Annotated in this window: 12 protein-coding genes and 1 riboswitch; of the genes, 4 read left to right on the forward strand and 8 right to left on the reverse strand. The window is 66.7% G+C overall.

Annotated features, from left to right (window positions below; all coding sequences use genetic code 11):
• Nucleotides 1-278 precede the first annotated feature (278 nt).
• The gene (locus tag AC1DP9_RS21110; RefSeq protein ID WP_441593334.1) at nt 279-1,481 is read left to right on the forward strand and encodes an ammonium transporter; all 1,203 of its coding nucleotides are present in this window, start codon (nt 279-281) and stop codon (nt 1,479-1,481) included.
• 153 nt (nt 1,482-1,634) lie between these two features.
• Nucleotides 1,635-2,501, forward strand: a complete 867-nt coding sequence (locus AC1DP9_RS21115; RefSeq protein WP_092296659.1) for a mechanosensitive ion channel family protein — start codon at nt 1,635-1,637, stop codon at nt 2,499-2,501.
• On the opposite strand, the gene AC1DP9_RS21120 is transcribed toward AC1DP9_RS21115, so the two are convergent.
• A complete protein-coding gene (locus tag AC1DP9_RS21120) occupies nt 2,502-3,719 on the reverse strand; it encodes a Bcr/CflA family multidrug efflux MFS transporter (RefSeq protein ID WP_092296662.1) in 1,218 nt (405 codons plus the stop codon).
• A 192-nt stretch (nt 3,720-3,911) separates the two neighbouring features.
• Between AC1DP9_RS21120 and AC1DP9_RS21125 the strand changes: the two genes are divergently transcribed.
• The gene (locus AC1DP9_RS21125) at nt 3,912-4,496 is read left to right on the forward strand and encodes a hypothetical protein (RefSeq protein ID WP_477108386.1); all 585 of its coding nucleotides are present in this window, start codon (nt 3,912-3,914) and stop codon (nt 4,494-4,496) included.
• A gap of 114 nt (nt 4,497-4,610) precedes the next feature.
• On the opposite strand, the gene mdoH is transcribed toward AC1DP9_RS21125, so the two are convergent.
• The 3 genes from mdoH to AC1DP9_RS21140 all read right to left on the reverse strand — a co-directional run bounded on the left by mdoH (nt 4,611) and on the right by AC1DP9_RS21140 (nt 9,292).
• Complete coding sequence (gene mdoH, locus AC1DP9_RS21130) at nt 4,611-7,214, reverse strand: glucans biosynthesis glucosyltransferase MdoH (RefSeq protein WP_477108387.1); 2,604 nt, start codon at nt 7,212-7,214, stop codon at nt 4,611-4,613.
• Nucleotides 7,187-8,701: a glucan biosynthesis protein G gene (locus AC1DP9_RS21135; protein WP_477108417.1), complete on the reverse strand. Its 1,515-nt coding sequence runs from the start codon at nt 8,699-8,701 to the stop codon at nt 7,187-7,189. Before AC1DP9_RS21135 ends, mdoH begins: the two co-directional genes overlap by 28 nt.
• Before the next feature lie 447 nt (nt 8,702-9,148).
• The gene (locus AC1DP9_RS21140; protein ID WP_477108388.1) at nt 9,149-9,292 is read right to left on the reverse strand and encodes a hypothetical protein; all 144 of its coding nucleotides are present in this window, start codon (nt 9,290-9,292) and stop codon (nt 9,149-9,151) included.
• 11 nt (nt 9,293-9,303) lie between these two features.
• Here AC1DP9_RS21140 and AC1DP9_RS21145 point away from each other — a divergent pair, with 11 nt between their 5' ends.
• Nucleotides 9,304-9,720 carry an RT0821/Lpp0805 family surface protein gene (locus tag AC1DP9_RS21145; protein ID WP_092296671.1) on the forward strand — a complete coding sequence of 139 codons (417 nt, stop codon included), beginning with the start codon at nt 9,304-9,306 and terminating at the stop codon, nt 9,718-9,720.
• Between the two features lie 24 nt (nt 9,721-9,744).
• Here AC1DP9_RS21145 and AC1DP9_RS21150 read toward each other — a convergent pair whose 3' ends face one another.
• The 4 genes from AC1DP9_RS21150 to AC1DP9_RS21165 form a co-directional block, all read right to left on the reverse strand.
• Complete coding sequence (locus AC1DP9_RS21150) at nt 9,745-11,463, reverse strand: mechanosensitive ion channel family protein (protein ID WP_477108389.1); 1,719 nt, start codon at nt 11,461-11,463, stop codon at nt 9,745-9,747.
• 97 nt (nt 11,464-11,560) lie between these two features.
• Nucleotides 11,561-12,037: a surface-adhesin E family protein gene (locus tag AC1DP9_RS21155; protein WP_477108390.1), complete on the reverse strand. Its 477-nt coding sequence runs from the start codon at nt 12,035-12,037 to the stop codon at nt 11,561-11,563.
• 146 nt (nt 12,038-12,183) lie between these two features.
• A complete protein-coding gene (gene ribB, locus AC1DP9_RS21160; RefSeq protein ID WP_477108391.1) occupies nt 12,184-12,873 on the reverse strand; it encodes a 3,4-dihydroxy-2-butanone-4-phosphate synthase in 690 nt (229 codons plus the stop codon).
• Between the two features lie 128 nt (nt 12,874-13,001).
• Nucleotides 13,002-13,169, reverse strand: a riboswitch (FMN riboswitch).
• Nucleotides 13,170-13,248: 79 nt separating this feature from the next.
• The gene (locus tag AC1DP9_RS21165; protein ID WP_092296683.1) at nt 13,249-14,139 is read right to left on the reverse strand and encodes a helix-turn-helix domain-containing protein; all 891 of its coding nucleotides are present in this window, start codon (nt 14,137-14,139) and stop codon (nt 13,249-13,251) included.
• Between the last annotated feature and the right edge of the window lie 138 nt (nt 14,140-14,277).

Below are 14,277 nucleotides of genomic sequence, written 5' to 3' on the forward strand. Positions count from 1 at the left end.
ACGGGGCCGCGCTTCGTCGGCCTCCCCCCGGGCGAGGACGCACCATTCTGGATCGCACCGCGCGCGCCATACGCCCGCTTTTGGCGCATGGCGATCCAAAATGAGGCGTGGCTCGTACGGCGGCGCAGCCGCTGCGCGCAATAGTTGATCCGACAACTCGCCCGGAAACGCCACACCAGTGCGCCACGCACCGCCTCGGCGCTATTTTCCCCATTCTGCATCGCTGTCTGGAACGGAATTTGCATACTCGTGCTCCCATTTTGAGCATTGAGGTAGCAATGGAAAACTGGAAAACGGGCGCCGATGCGATGTTCATCCTGCTCGGCGCCATCCTGGTACTCGCCATGCACGCGGGATTTGCATTCCTGGAACTCGGCACGGTGCGCAAGAAAAACCAGGTGAATGCACTGGTGAAAATCCTTGTTGATTTTGCCGTTTCCACGATTGCTTACTTTTTTGTCGGTTATACGGTGGCGTACGGGGTGCAATTCATGTCCGGTGCCGAAGTCCTGGCACAAAAGAGCGGATATGAACTGGTGAAATTCTTCTTCCTCGCCACATTTGCGGCGGCCATTCCGGCGATTATTTCGGGAGGCATTGCGGAGCGCTCGCGATTCAATCCGCAACTGGTCGCCACCTTCATCCTGGTAGGTTTTGTCTACCCGTTCTTCGAAGGTATCGCCTGGAACAACCGCTTCGGCATCCAGGACTGGATCGCCTCGGTTGCAGGCTCGCCGTTTCACGATTTCGCAGGCTCGGTCGTCGTGCATGCCGTGGGCGGCTGGATCGCCCTGCCCGCCGTGTTGCTGCTGGGCGCCCGGCGCGGCCGGTACTCGAAGGACGGCCGCATCAGCGCGCATCCGCCCTCGAACATCCCCTTCCTGGCGCTCGGCGCCTGGGTGCTGGCGGTGGGCTGGTTCGGCTTCAATGTGATGAGCGCCCAGACCGTGGACAAGATCAGCGGCCTGGTGGCCATCAATTCGCTGATGGCGATGGCCGGCGGCACGCTGGCGGCGTGGTGGGCCGGCCGCAACGACCCCGGCTTCGCCTACAACGGCCCGCTGGCCGGGCTGGTGGCCGTGTGCGCCGGCTCGGACCTCATGCATCCGCTCGGCGCGCTGATCACCGGCGCGGTGGCCGGCGTGCTGTTCGTCTATTTGTTTACGCTGGCCCAGAACAAGTGGCATATCGATGACGTGCTGGGCGTCTGGCCGCTGCACGGCTTGTGCGGCGCCTGGGGCGGCATCGCGGCGGGCATCTTCGGCACCCATGCGCTCGGCGGCATGGGCGGGGTGTCGCTGGTCGCGCAGCTGATCGGCACGGCGCTTGGCATCGTCATCGCGCTGGTGGGCGGCACGGTGGTCTACGGTGCACTGAAGAAATTCGTCGGAATACGACTGGATGCCGAAGCCGAGTTCAATGGCGCGGACCTGACCCTGCACCGCATTTCGGCCACCCCGGAGCGCGAGACCAACTGGTAATCCACCCTTGTTGGGACTGGGAGAAAGCGGCCGGACAGCGTTCCGGCCGCTTTGTTATTTGCGCATATCGAACGGCGGATTTTCGCGAAATTATTAACTTGAACTTGCCCGCGACGAGGCCAATAATGCCCTTGCCTAACAGGAGCATGCCCCATGGATACCTCTTCGTTGCAGAGCTTTCGCGAGTTGATCGTCGGTTACGCCACCGTGTTCGGCGTCAAGATCCTGGCCGCGCTGGCCTTCTGGGTGATCGGCCGCTGGCTGATCCATTTCGTCGTCCGGCTGGTCCAGAACTCGCTGGCCCGGCAGAAGGTGGACCCCACGCTGCTGCGCTACGTCGGCTCCATCGTCACCGTCACCCTCAACGTGGTGCTGGTGATCGGCATCCTCGGCTACTTCGGCATCCAGACCACCACCTTCGCGGCGCTGATTGCGGCGGCTGGCGTGGCCATCGGCATGGCGTGGTCGGGGCTGATGGCGAATTTCGCGGCCGGCGCCTTCCTCGTGGTGCTGCGGCCGTTCAAGGTGGGCGATTTCGTGACCATCGGCGGCGTGACCGGCACAGTCAGGGAGATCGGCCTGTTCGCCACCACGCTCGACACGCCGGACAACGTGCTGACCGTAGTCGGCAACAACAAGATCTTCTCGGACACCATCCAGAATTTCACCGCCAATGCCTACCGGCGCGTGGAACTGAAGGCGCAGCTGGCCGGCTCGACCGACGCGATGGCCGCCGTGGCACTGCTCAAGGAGCGCATCGGCGCGATTCCCAACGTCCTGGCGGAACCGCCGGTGGACGTGGAAATCCTCGAATTCACGCTGGTCGGCCCGGTGCTCGCCGTGCGGCCCTACTGCCATAACGATCACTACTGGCAGGTCTATTTCGATACCAACCGCGTGATTCGCGAGAGTTTTGGCCAAGCCGGATTTGCCGCCCCGATGCCGGCGCAGATGGTGGTCATGCAGCCCGCGCCGGCCATGCCGATGGCGCCGGCGACGCCCGCCAACCAGGCCGCCTGATCAGGCGGGCACGGCCGCGCCGGCCCGCCCGTAGCGCCGCAGCAGGACCGCGCTGCAGCCGCACACCGCCATCACCACGGCCAGTGGCAGCGCGGTACCGTCGTGCCATACGCTGACGGCGGCGCCAGCCAGCGTGCCGAATCCGAACTGCAGCGTGCCCATCAGCGCGGACGCGGTGCCCGCGCGATGGCTCTGGTGCGCCAACGCCAGCGCCGACGCATTCGGCGTGATGCACCCCATTCCCGCCAGAAAGACGAAGAAGCCGACCAGCAGCACCGGCAGCACGGCCATGCCCGCCAGCGCCGCGACGGCCAGCATCAGGCCGGCCAGCAGCGGCGCGTACAGGGCCATGCCCAGCACGGCGTCGAGCGAGCGCGCACGCACCAGGCGCGTATTGATCTGGGACATCGCGATCAGCCCGAACGCGTTCGCCCCGAACACGAAACCATAGTGCGAGGGGTCGATGCCATGCAACTCGATCAGCACGAACGGCGAACCGGCGATATAGGCGAACATGCCTGCCTGCACGCAGCCGGCCGCCAGCGAGTAGCCCAGGAATTCGCGGTCGCGCAGCAGCTCCCAGTAGTTGCGCAAGACGGTGCCCGGGTGCAGCGTGCGGCGGTGCGCCGGATCGAGCGACTCCTCCATCCGTGCGTGAACGAACCAAAGGATCAGCACGGCCGCGCCACAATGGATCCAGAAAATCGCGCGCCAGCCCAGGGCAGAGAGGACGGCCCCGCCGATCAGCGGCGCGAGTATCGGCGCCAGGCCCATCACCAGCATCAGGGAAGAAAACGCCCGCGCCGAATCCTTGGCCTCGAGCCGGTCCCGGATCACGGCGCGCGACACCACCAGGCCCGTGCAGCCGCCAAGCGCCTCCAGGAAGCGCCACAGCATCAGGGACTCCACGCTGCCGGCCAGCGCGCAGCCGGCAGCGGCGGCGCCGTACAACGTCAGTCCTATATAGAGAGGCGCCTTGCGGCCGTAGCGGTCGCTGATCGGACCATAGAACGCCTGCCCGATCGCCAGCCCGACCAGGAAGGTGCCCAGCGTCAGTTGCACCTGCCCGATCTCGGTGTGGAGGTCTGCCGCGAGCGCCGGAAAGCTCGGCAGATACATGTCGATGGACAGGGGCGCCAACGCGGTCAGCGACGCGCAGATCAACAGCCAGAGGGGAAAACGTGGAGCAGATGTGGAGGCGCGAGGGCTGGCAGTCATGAAACGGTTCCGAAGACAAGGCGCAATTGTTGCACAGGTTACAAAGCGTGCTTTCGGTGTGGCGTGGCTTTCGCATGCACGGGGGTGGAGGGTACAATGCCTGCCTGTCGGCACGGATGTTGCGCCGACCGCGTAGTCGGACGCACAGCGGGAGACGGGTCACGGGAGCCGTCCCCGGCAACGCTAGCCCGCATGACCATACGACAAACGCCGATTATTGTTTCGCTGAGCCTGGTTGCCCTGGCAACCCTGTCGCCGTTGCCCGCGTGGGCAGCGCCGGTCAGGGCGCCGGTCACGGCTTCCGCGCCGGCCCCCGCTCCCGTGCCTGTGGTGGATGAAGCCGACGCCTTGTCGCGCATGCTCAAGGGTGCCGCCACCGGGCAGAACACCGGCGGCGCCGGCGTTCCCGAACTGCTCCGCAACACCAGCCGCCCCGACGGCGTGCTGGCGCGCGCCTGCCGCCAGCTCAATGATGCCCTGCCGATCGAGATCGATGGCGAGACGCGCCTGCGCCGCTGCCAGTCGGTGCCGGGCAAGCATGTGCTCTTCCAGCTGGAGTTGACCAACTATCGCGGGCCGATGCTTGACCTGGCCAGCTTCGAGGTCAACTACGCCGCGCCGCTGCAACGTAACATCTGCGCCAACCGCGACGTGGAAATTCTGACCAAGCTTGGCGTCAGCATGATGTTCCGCTACATGACCCGCAAGGACCGCGGCGAGCGCCGCGTGGGCGATGTCTATATCAATGCGCCGATCTGCGTGTCGGCCCTGAGATAAGACCCACCCCTCCCCCGATACAACGGTTTAAAACGACAGGACGAAAAAAACGGCAGGTCAGCCTTCCCTAGGCTGACCTGCCGTTTTGACTTTGCGCGCGGCTTGAGTCGTTGATCAGGCCGCGCGCGGCCGCAGCGGCAGCACGTTGGCGGCGCGGCGCATCAGCACGCGCGTCTCCTTCCACGCTGCATCGGCCAGGGGTGAGCCCCAGACCAGCTCGTGCAGCTTGGAGAGTGCGAACGGATCGCCGAGCAGCACATGCTTCTGCGCCGCCGACAGCGATTGCGGACCATGCGTCAGCGCATGCTGCACCAGCGTGCCATGCTGCAGGCGCGTGGGCGTGGGCTGCACCTTGCGGGCGGTGGCCGTGGCGCACATCAGCGCATTGGTCACCGGGTCCACCACGGCATCGACGAAGCCCGGCACGTCCTGTGCCGCCTCCACGTGCTGCTGGGTTTCCACGATCTCGCGCGGCACATTGGCTTCCTCGGGAATCACGAACAGCCCGGCGCGGCGCATGGCCCGGCCCAGCGTCACGCGCGAGAGCAGCACCGACAGCGGAATCGAGAGCGCCAGCGAACCGACAATCGGCAGCAGCCACCAGATGAAGCCCGGGCTCAGCCAGTACACGCCCGCGCCCCAGACCAGGCCCAGCACCGTGTGCCAGCCGTGGCGGCGGAACGCCTCACCCCAGGAGGTCTCGGCATCCTCGCGCGGGGGCGACTTCCACGAAATGCCCCAGCCGCTGTACGCCGCGACCACGAACTTGGTGTGGAACAGCATCCGCGTGGGTGCCAGCAGCGCCGACATCAGCATTTCCAGCAGCATGCTGACGATGAGCCGCACCGGGCCGCCGTACTGCCGCGAGTCCTTGAGCAGCAGGATCACGCTGGCCAGCTTCGGCAGGAACAGCAGCGTGGCCGTGGCCGAGAACAGCGCGAGCGCCTTCTCCGGGTGCCACTCGGGCCAGGTCGGGAACAGCTGGTACGGCTGCGTGAAGTACTCGGGCGGCACCAGCGCGTGCTTGGCCAGCGCGGCGGTGGACAGCAGCAGGAACAGGAACCAGAGCGGCGCCGACAGGTAGGCCATGATCCCGGTCAGGAACACGGCGCGGTGCACCATGTGGAAACCCTGCTTCATCCAGAGCCGGAAGTTCATCAGGTTGCCCTGGCACCAGCGGCGGTCGCGCTTCACCTCATCCAGCAGGTTCGGCGGCAGTTCCTCGAACGAGCCCGGCAGGTCATAGGCAATCCACACGCCCCACCCTGCCCGGCGCATCAGCGCGGCTTCAACGAAGTCGTGCGACAGGATCTCGCCCGACAGCGGCCCCTTGCCCGGCAACGGCGCCAGCGCGCAATGCTCCATGAACGGCTTGATGCGGATGATCGCGTTGTGGCCCCAGTAGTGGGACTCACCGAGCTGCCAGTAATGCAGGCCGGCCGTGAACAGCGGGCCGTAGACGCGCGTCGAGAATTGCTGCACCCGCGCATAGAGCGTGTCCCGTCCCACCGCCAGCGGCGCGGTCTGGATGATCCCGGCACCGGGGTTGGCTTCCATCAGGCGCGTCAGCGTGCCCAGGCATTCGCCGCTCATCACGCTGTCGGCGTCGAGCACGATCATGTAGCGATACTTGCTGCCCCAGCGGCGGCAGAAGTCGGCCACGTTGCCGGTCTTGCGCTTCACGCGATGGCGGCGCCAGCGGTAGAAGATACGGCCGAAGCCGCCCACGGCGCGGCAGATTTCCATCCAGGCATCGTGCTCGGCGGTGCGCAGGTCGGGGTTGCCGCTGTCAGAGAGGACGAAGAAATCGAAGTGGGCGAGGTCGCCCGAACGTTCGAGCGACTCATACGTCGCCCGCAGCCCGGCGAAGACGCGTGTCACGTCCTCGTTGGCAATCGGCATGATCACCGCCGTGCGGGCGGATGGATCGATTGGCGCGTCCGGCGCGGCGCTGCGCGAGATCAGATGGCGGTCGCCGCCCTTGGCCAGCACCAGGAAGCCCATCATCGCCGTCCAGAACCCGGCGGACACCCACGAGAACAGGATCGCGAACAGGGCCAGGATGGCCACTTCGAGCGGATCGGCGCCGTGGTACGGCAGCACCTTGGCCATGAAGTACGTGGCCACCGTGGTCTGGGCAACCACCAGCCCCAGCAGGAACCAGCGGCGATGCGAGCCGGCGGGATGCCACTTGCCCTCGGCGTCGGGGCCATCGTGCAGGGTGTCCCAGGTCTCGGGCACGGGCGGGCGGCCCATCATCTTGCGCCAGGTATTGCGCAGCCAGCCGCTCACCACATGGGGTGGCCACTGGCGCGGCACCATCGACGCGCGCTCGGGCTTCGGCCCGGTATCCACGCGCACGGTGCCATCGTCGCGGCGCTGCAGCAGCGGCTCGCCGTCCACCTGCGGATTGCCGTAGGCCATCGTCAGGCGGCGCGGCACCGAGGCGTAGGTCGGACCGCCGGGCGTGGCGGTGACAGCGGCCTCATCGCCCTCGCGCTCCTTGGGGTCGCGGCGGGCCAGGCGGGTCTGCAGTTCGATCATTGCGGATGGCACCTCGATGCCCTCGGCGGGCACGGAGGTCACCGGCGGCATGGGGGTGTCGGCCAGCAGTTCGCTGCGCAGCTCGGGCGAGGCAGGCAGGCGGTCGACATAGCGCTCGCATGCTGCCGCCTGGGCCGGGCGATGCTTTAGCCGGGGGGAATGATGTAGCTCCATGTCTCGGATAGGGTTGTATTGCCGTTGCGAAGATAGCCGCGCAACTCAACCGGCTTTGTCTCGTCCTTGCGGCGCATGAACAGCGTCATGCGCCAGCCGCCCGTGGCTTCGTTGCGGCGGACCGAGGTCTTCAGCAGTTCGCCGTTGGCGTCCGCCGAGATCACGGGGTCCAGCCGCGCATCCTCGGCCAGCTTCTTGAAGGCCGGGCCTTCGAAATCCACGGTCAGCGAGAAACTCGTGTCGTCCTGCTTGCGGGTCAGCCCCTGGCCGCGCCGGGTCTGCGTGACCCACGACAGCGGCGGCAGGTTCTCGCCATCCTTCTGCCATTTCAGGCGGTATTCATAGTCGAAGGCCTGCTTGGGCTTGGGCGGGTTGTCCGGCACCCAGAAGGCCACGATGTTGTCGTTGGTCTCGTCCGGCGTCGGAATCTGCACCAGCTCCACACGGCCCGAGCCCCAGTTGCCCTTGGGCTCCACCCAGCCGCTTGGCCGGCGCTCGTACCACGCGCCCAGCTCCTGGTAGTTGTCGAAGCTGCGGTCGCGCTGCATCAGGCCGTAGCCCTGCGGGTTGGTCGCCGCGAACGACGTCACCAGCAGCCGCTTGGGATTGACCAGCGGGCGCCAGACCCACTCCCCGGTACCCAGTTGCACGGACAGGCCGTCCGAGTCATGCACCTCGGGTCGGAAGTCCGCATTGGCGGACGGCTGGTTTTCGCCATACAGGTACATGCTGGTCAGCGGGGCCAGACCGAGCTTGGTCACGTTTTCGCGCAGGAACAGGCGCGACTTCACTTCCATCACGGTCTCGTTGCCCGGCTTGATCACGAAGCGGTACGCCCCGCTCATGCGGCGCGAATCCATCAGCGCGTAGATCGTCACCTGCTTGTCGTTGGCGGACGGCCGCTCGATCCAGTATTCGACGAAACGCGGAAATTCCTCGCCCGAATTCAGTGCCGTGTCCACAGCCAGCCCGCGGGCCGACAGGCCATACCACTGGTCCTTGCCCAGCGCGCGGAAGTAGCTGGCGCCCAGGAACGAGGCCAGTTCGTCCTTGCGCTTGCCCTGGTTCAGCGGGTATAGCAGGCGGAAACCGGCAAAGCCGAGTCCCTTGAGCTTGGCCGCATCCACCTTGTGCGAGCCGTAGTTGAACGCGCCCGGGTCGAAGCGGAACTCGCGCACGCTGTTGCCCACCACCTCATTGATGCGCACGGGCTGATCGAACACCATGCCCTCGTGGTAGAACGAAACCTCGAACGGCAGTCGCGCGCCGCGCCAGGCAAAGCGCTCCGGCTTGTATTCGATCTCGCGATAGCGCTCGTAGCTCAGATCCTTCAGCTCGGTCGGCAGGTTCTGCGGCGCCGGCTTGTAGGGCGCGCCCGACAACTGGCGGGCCTTGGCGGCGACGGTCTCGAAGTCGAACGCATGCGCGGACAGCGCCGCCACGGCCAGCACCCCGCCCCCCAGCCAGCGTCCCAGCCCTCCCAGCATCCCGGATAAGCGGCGCGCGGGCGCATCGGTCGGGGCGTGGATGGGGCGGAACGGCGAGGTGGTTGCGGTCATGAAGGCCGGAAAATGGATGGATGGCGACCCGGCACATCGGCGCGGATCGAAAGTGTTCAACAGACGTTTCAGCGTGCGTCCGACTGTCGGTCGCAGGTCTCCAGAGCAAGAGACGGACCAGGCGTCGGATCCGATTCAGTCGGGATCGGCATCGACCGGTCCGTAACGGATTTGTTGCATTGCGATGCGAAACCATAACAATTCGAGACTTAAAAGTCACGTTTCGCTGGCGCAACGTTTGCAACAAAATGTTCAAGCGGTAGCTCCAAAGCCGCTTGGGACAAGCGTTTCCGGCATATGGGCAGGGTTCGCCCCAGCGTCCGGCCCATGACCGTGCCGCGCCCGGATGGCTGCGCGGACACATGGCAATCCACGCTAGGTCAGCGGCGGCACGGTGTCAAACCGCACTGCGGCGGAGGCGATGCTGCGCCGCACCGGGGCGCCAAGTGTCTCGGGAAGCATCGCGATGCCCCCAAGCGGCGTGGGCGCGCTTACAATCGCCTCGTCATCCATTCTCACGAGGAATCGTCATGCACGCCCGGGGTACCCTTCGCCGTTCCCATCTTCGACTGGCGCTTGCCGCCAGCCTTGGCTGCGCCCTGCTGCTTGGCACCGCCCAGCCCGCCCTCGCCTATTTCGACAACTACCTGTCCGGCAGCATCATCGGCACGCTGAACCAGAAGGAAGCCGCCTCGCTGCAACAGACCGTGCGCAAGATCCTCGACGGCGGCCCCGACAACGAAAGCGTGACCTGGAACTACCCGGGCGCCGGCAAGCGCGCCGCCATCCTCGGCACCATCACGCCCGTCACCACCAAGGAAGACAAGGGCCAGAAGTGCCGGCGCCTGAAGTCCGAACTGCAGCGCGGCAGCGCCACCGAAGCGTGGTCGGGCTGGTTCTGCAAGCAGTCCAACGGCGCCTGGAAGGCCCGCCACGTGGCGGAGTAAGTCCGAAGCTGGCCGAGGTTGCACTCACGGCCGCGTGGGCCGGCGATGCGGGTGCGCGGCCGGGTCCACCTCGGCATGGCCCGGCGCCTCGAACCAGCGGGCCTGCGGTACCACCACGCTCTGGCCCGGCTGGTCGATGAAATGGGGCGACATGATCTGCACGCCATGGGTGTTGAACACATCCTGGATGGCCGCGTGCAGTGCCGACAGCGCAAAAAAGCGATTGCGCGGATTGTCGATCGCCGTGAACAGCTCATATTCGACGTAGAAATCCGATAGCCCGCGCTGGAGCACGAACGGCGTGGGCGCCGCCACCACGTGGGTGGCGTGGGCGGCGGCTTCCAGCAGCATTGCGTGGACCTGCCGCCACGGCGTGTCATAGCCGATGGTGACCGAAGTGGACACCATCGCACCCTGCTCGGCGGTGCCAGGGTCGCGCGTGGCGCCATGGCGCGAGAAGTTGTGGATGGCGCTGCCCACCACCACTGCGTTCGGCAGCGTCACCTCCTCGTTGCGCAGGTTGACGACCTTGACCGACAGCGCGTCCAGCCCGATCACCGTGCCCACCGTATCGCCAATGCTGACCATGTCCCCCCGGCGCAGCGCGCGCGAATAGACCACCACCATCCCGCTCATGATCTGGTTGACGATATTGGCCGAGCCCAGCGTGATCATGAAGCCGATCAGCACGGACAGGCCCTTGAACACGTCGCTCTGGGAGCCGGGGATATAGGGATAGGCGAAGGTGAACCCGAGCGCCCAGACCAGCACGCTGGCCAGCCGCCGCGTGGCGCCGGCCGTTTCCGGGTGCATGCCCGGCACCGTGATCTGCCCCTTCTGCACGGCGACAAAGATATTGCCGACCAGCCGCTGGATCGCGCGGGTGATCAGCAGGATGACCACCACCGTGACCAGCCCCGGGATCGACTCCACGATCGACACGCCGATATGCCGCAGCAGGCCAAGGAAGAAGGCGCCCATGCGGTCGCCGAGCGGTTCGGTCAGCGGAAACTGCTCGAGCGCGAACTGGAGCCAGAGGAAGCCCAGCGCGATGACCGAGCCCACCGCCAGGATCTGGACGATGCGGCTGACGAGCTGGTAGACCGCGCCGGTCCAGTCGAACTGGCTGCCGCTGCGCTGTTGCAGATGAACGTCCAGCGCGTGTTGCAGTGCGCCGCGCATGCGGCTGCGGGCGCGGCCAATGCCCCAGATCAGCCCGACCATCAGCGCCAGGCTGCCCAGCGACAACAAGGCCCCGCGCAGCAGGTTGGGCCAGTAGAGCTGGGCCCGGCGGGCGTCGATAACGGCCTGGAGCCGCGCGCGCGTCTGGGCGGCTGCCACTTCGATCGTCAGGCCATCGGTAGGATCGAGATCGCCTTCGACCAGAGCGAAGAGCACGCGGTCGCCAAGGCGGAAGGCCACGCCGCTGACATCGCCGAGCGTGCCGCTCAACTGGCTCAGTGGCAGCCCCAGCTCTGACTCGCTCAGGTTGTCGAACGTGGTTTCGGCCCGCTCGGCTCGGGTGGCGGGGCCGGCGCCGCCCAGGGTGCCGCGCAGGGTGGCGACGGGGCGGTTCATCAGCCGCAGTTCCACGGGCGTGGACTGGGCTGCGGCCGTGGCGGCCGCCGGAGGAGAGGATGGTGCGGCCGGCGCTGACGCCGCGTGCACCCATCCACAGAAGATGCCGACCAGTCCAATAGTCGTCAGCCAGAACCATGCCACCTGCCGCCATGCGTGCGCCATGCCTGCCCCCTCGTGTGGACGTGAGGCGAAGCATAGCGTGTCGCGGCGGAAAACGGGACCGCTATTGACGAGCGGCCTTAGCCCGTGGCGGTTGGCCTCAGCGGCAGAGCTGGCTCATCAGCTCCCCGGCGAGGGTGCCGGAGGCAATCGGCTGGGGCATGCCCGTCTGCGGGGCGCGGATCGTATATAGCGATTCGCCGCGCGCGTAGCGCTTGCTGTAGAGGGTCTGCTCCACCACCGCGAACATCGACGTGGCGCAATTCAGCACCATCCGCTTCAGCGACGAGCGAATGGCGTCGCCGCTGGCGGTGCGGATCACGCCGCCCGTTGGGGCGTTATGCATCAGCACGACGCCCACCTCGGGGCCGCGACGGCGCACGGCGGTCTGATCGAAGTAGGAGGTCATGCCGGTGGCGCCCACCATCGGCACCCAGCGTTGGGGGTCCGGCGGGGCGGGATCGGCCTGCCCGCCGGCGTGGGCGGTCAGGCAGAAGCACGCGCCGGCCAGGACGGTCAGGCGTGCGAGAAATCGGGGAAATCGCGAAAAATGCGGGAGGAACGCGCGAACAGACATCGGGAAGCCCTCGTCATGACGGGAAAAAAGCAGCCCGCATTGTCGCACAGCGAGGCTGCCTATTCGCCCGTTTGGCGCGATGAAACTGCATCAGATTGCGTCATCGCGCCGGGCCGAAGGCGCCTGAGGCGCCCTTCCGGGCTCCCTCAGCCGTTGATTTCACGCCAGGCGGCGAGGTCTTCGATGGTCAGCACCGGCAACTGGTACATCTCGGCAAACGCCAGCGCCTCGGGGCGGCGCGCCATGGTGCCGTCCGGATTCATCAGCTCGCAGAGCACCGCCGCCGGCGACAGTCCCGCCATCCGCGCGAGGTCCACCGAACCTTCGGTATGGCCGCGCCGCACCAGCACGCCGCCGTCGCGGGCCACGAGCGGGAACACGTGGCCGGGGCTGACCACGGCGTCCGTGCCGGCATCCTCGGCAATGGCCGCGCGGATGGTGGTGATGCGGTCGGCGGCGCTCACGCCAGTGGTCACGCCCTCGCGCGCCTCGATGGAGACGGTGAAGGCGGTGCCGTACTGGCTGAGGTTGTTCTCCACCATCGGGCGCAGGCCGAGTTCGCGGACCTTGGTCTCGGTCAGGCACAGGCAGACGATGCCGCTGCATTCGCGGATCATCATCGCCATATTGGCCGTGGTCAGGCGCTCGGCGGACAGGATCAGGTCCGCCTCGTTCTCGCGGTCGTCGTCATCGAGCAGCACGACGGGACGGCCCTCACGCATGGCCCCGAGCGCGTGCGCGATGCGCTCGGCCAGCGGGCGCGGATCGGCATCGGCGATGGCAAGGTTGGCGCCAGAATTAACGTTCGGGAGATTGACTTCGGTGTGGTGCAGCATTGAAACGCTCCATATATAGGGATCAGTGGGCGTTTCAGGGTGGATCAGCGAAAACCCGCAAAAATACGACGACGCTCCGCCGCGCGGGCGGACGTGTCCACGCGCGCAAGGCCGGCTTGCGGATTTTCGCCCATCTTCTTTCATCCGGACTCTGACCGTCGGCCCTGGCCTCTCACCAGGTCTGCTGACCCCGCACGGGAATGCGGGCGCTCGCGGGCTCGCTGCCTCGCGTCATCGATGCACGACGCTGGCAACATACCGCCGGTGGGGACTTTCACCCCGCCCTGAAGACGTAACGACGCCGTGGCGGCAGGCGTTTTCCGCACTGCCACAACGGCCCGGCGATGTTAGCACGAGCGTGCGATTCTGGCTGAACTACGACTCGAGCGCGCGCTCGGGCGCGGGAGTGCCGGCCAGGGACTCAAACAGGTCGCGGGTGGCCTCGTCGGCCGGGAAGAAACACTCGATGCGCAACTCTTCCAGCGTGACGTCCTGCGGAATGCCCAGCGTGGTCAGGGTGGAGAACAGCGACGCGCGGAACCGTCCAGCCTGGACGATCACGGGCAAGACCGGCGGCGGCGCGCCGTCCGCCTCGGGGTCATCCTCGTCCGCCAGCAGCTCGCCGCCGGGCCCCACCATGTCTGGATGCCATGCGGCGATGCGGCGAAACATCTCACGCGCCACCTCATCGTGCGCCTGCGCCTGCAACGCCTGCCAGACCCGGCGCACGAGGTAGCGGCCCACCTGCTGCGCGTTCTCGATCATCGGCCAGAGGCCGTCCGGGTCGAACACGGTCAGCATCAGGTTGATGCGCCGGCCGTCCTCATCGAGCGAAGCGGGCCGGCGCCCCGCCAGCAGCGTGCCGAACATGCGCCGGTACGCGGTGTTGGCGTCCACCAGATTCCAGAACCGGTCCAGCACCACGGCGGGATAGGGCTCCTGCTTGCTCAGGATCAGCGCAATGGCCTGCCGCACCATGTGCAAGGGCGGCGCCGCCAGCGCGTGTTCGCTATAGGCCGGCGCGAAGCCGCTCGCCAGCAGCAAGCGGTTCCGCTGCCGCAGCGGCACGGCGAGGCGGTCTGCCAGCGCCAGCACCATCTCGCGACTGGGCCGCGCCCGGCCCGACTCCAGAAAACTGATATGGCGCTGCGATACACCGGCCGCGAGCGACAGCGCGAGCTGGCTGTAACCGCGCTTGCCGCGCCAGTAGCGCAGCAGGGCGGGGAAATCGAGAGCGGCTTCGGAGCCGGGCGTGAGGGATTCCATGGCGGGTATTACAGCATGGGCCGGGAAGCGTGACGATTCCCTCGCAGGTAATCATCGTGATTCACAGGTTTCAGATTCGTCCCATGTCGCAATGGCGCGCGGCTTTCTAGGATGACGGTTCACCCTCATCCTAGATGC

Source organism: Cupriavidus sp. 01L43 (assembly GCF_056399925.1).

What these genes read in the sequence shown, in the direction of transcription:
- AC1DP9_RS21110 (WP_441593334.1), top strand. Translation starts at nt 279, where the DNA reads ATGGAAAACTGGAAAACGGGCGCCGATGCGATGTTCATCCTGCTCGGC.
- AC1DP9_RS21165 (WP_092296683.1), bottom strand. Translation starts at nt 14,139, where the DNA reads ATGGAATCCCTCACGCCCGGCTCCGAAGCCGCTCTCGATTTCCCCGCC.
- AC1DP9_RS21155 (WP_477108390.1), bottom strand. Translation starts at nt 12,037, where the DNA reads ATGTCTGTTCGCGCGTTCCTCCCGCATTTTTCGCGATTTCCCCGATTT.
- ribB (WP_477108391.1), bottom strand. Translation starts at nt 12,873, where the DNA reads ATGCTGCACCACACCGAAGTCAATCTCCCGAACGTTAATTCTGGCGCC.
- AC1DP9_RS21145 (WP_092296671.1), top strand. Translation starts at nt 9,304, where the DNA reads ATGCACGCCCGGGGTACCCTTCGCCGTTCCCATCTTCGACTGGCGCTT.
- AC1DP9_RS21150 (WP_477108389.1), bottom strand. Translation starts at nt 11,463, where the DNA reads ATGGCGCACGCATGGCGGCAGGTGGCATGGTTCTGGCTGACGACTATT.
- mdoH (WP_477108387.1), bottom strand. Translation starts at nt 7,214, where the DNA reads ATGGAGCTACATCATTCCCCCCGGCTAAAGCATCGCCCGGCCCAGGCG.
- AC1DP9_RS21135 (WP_477108417.1), bottom strand. Translation starts at nt 8,701, where the DNA reads ATGCTGGGAGGGCTGGGACGCTGGCTGGGGGGCGGGGTGCTGGCCGTG.
- AC1DP9_RS21120 (WP_092296662.1), bottom strand. Translation starts at nt 3,719, where the DNA reads ATGACTGCCAGCCCTCGCGCCTCCACATCTGCTCCACGTTTTCCCCTC.
- AC1DP9_RS21115 (WP_092296659.1), top strand. Translation starts at nt 1,635, where the DNA reads ATGGATACCTCTTCGTTGCAGAGCTTTCGCGAGTTGATCGTCGGTTAC.
- AC1DP9_RS21125 (WP_477108386.1), top strand. Translation starts at nt 3,912, where the DNA reads ATGACCATACGACAAACGCCGATTATTGTTTCGCTGAGCCTGGTTGCC.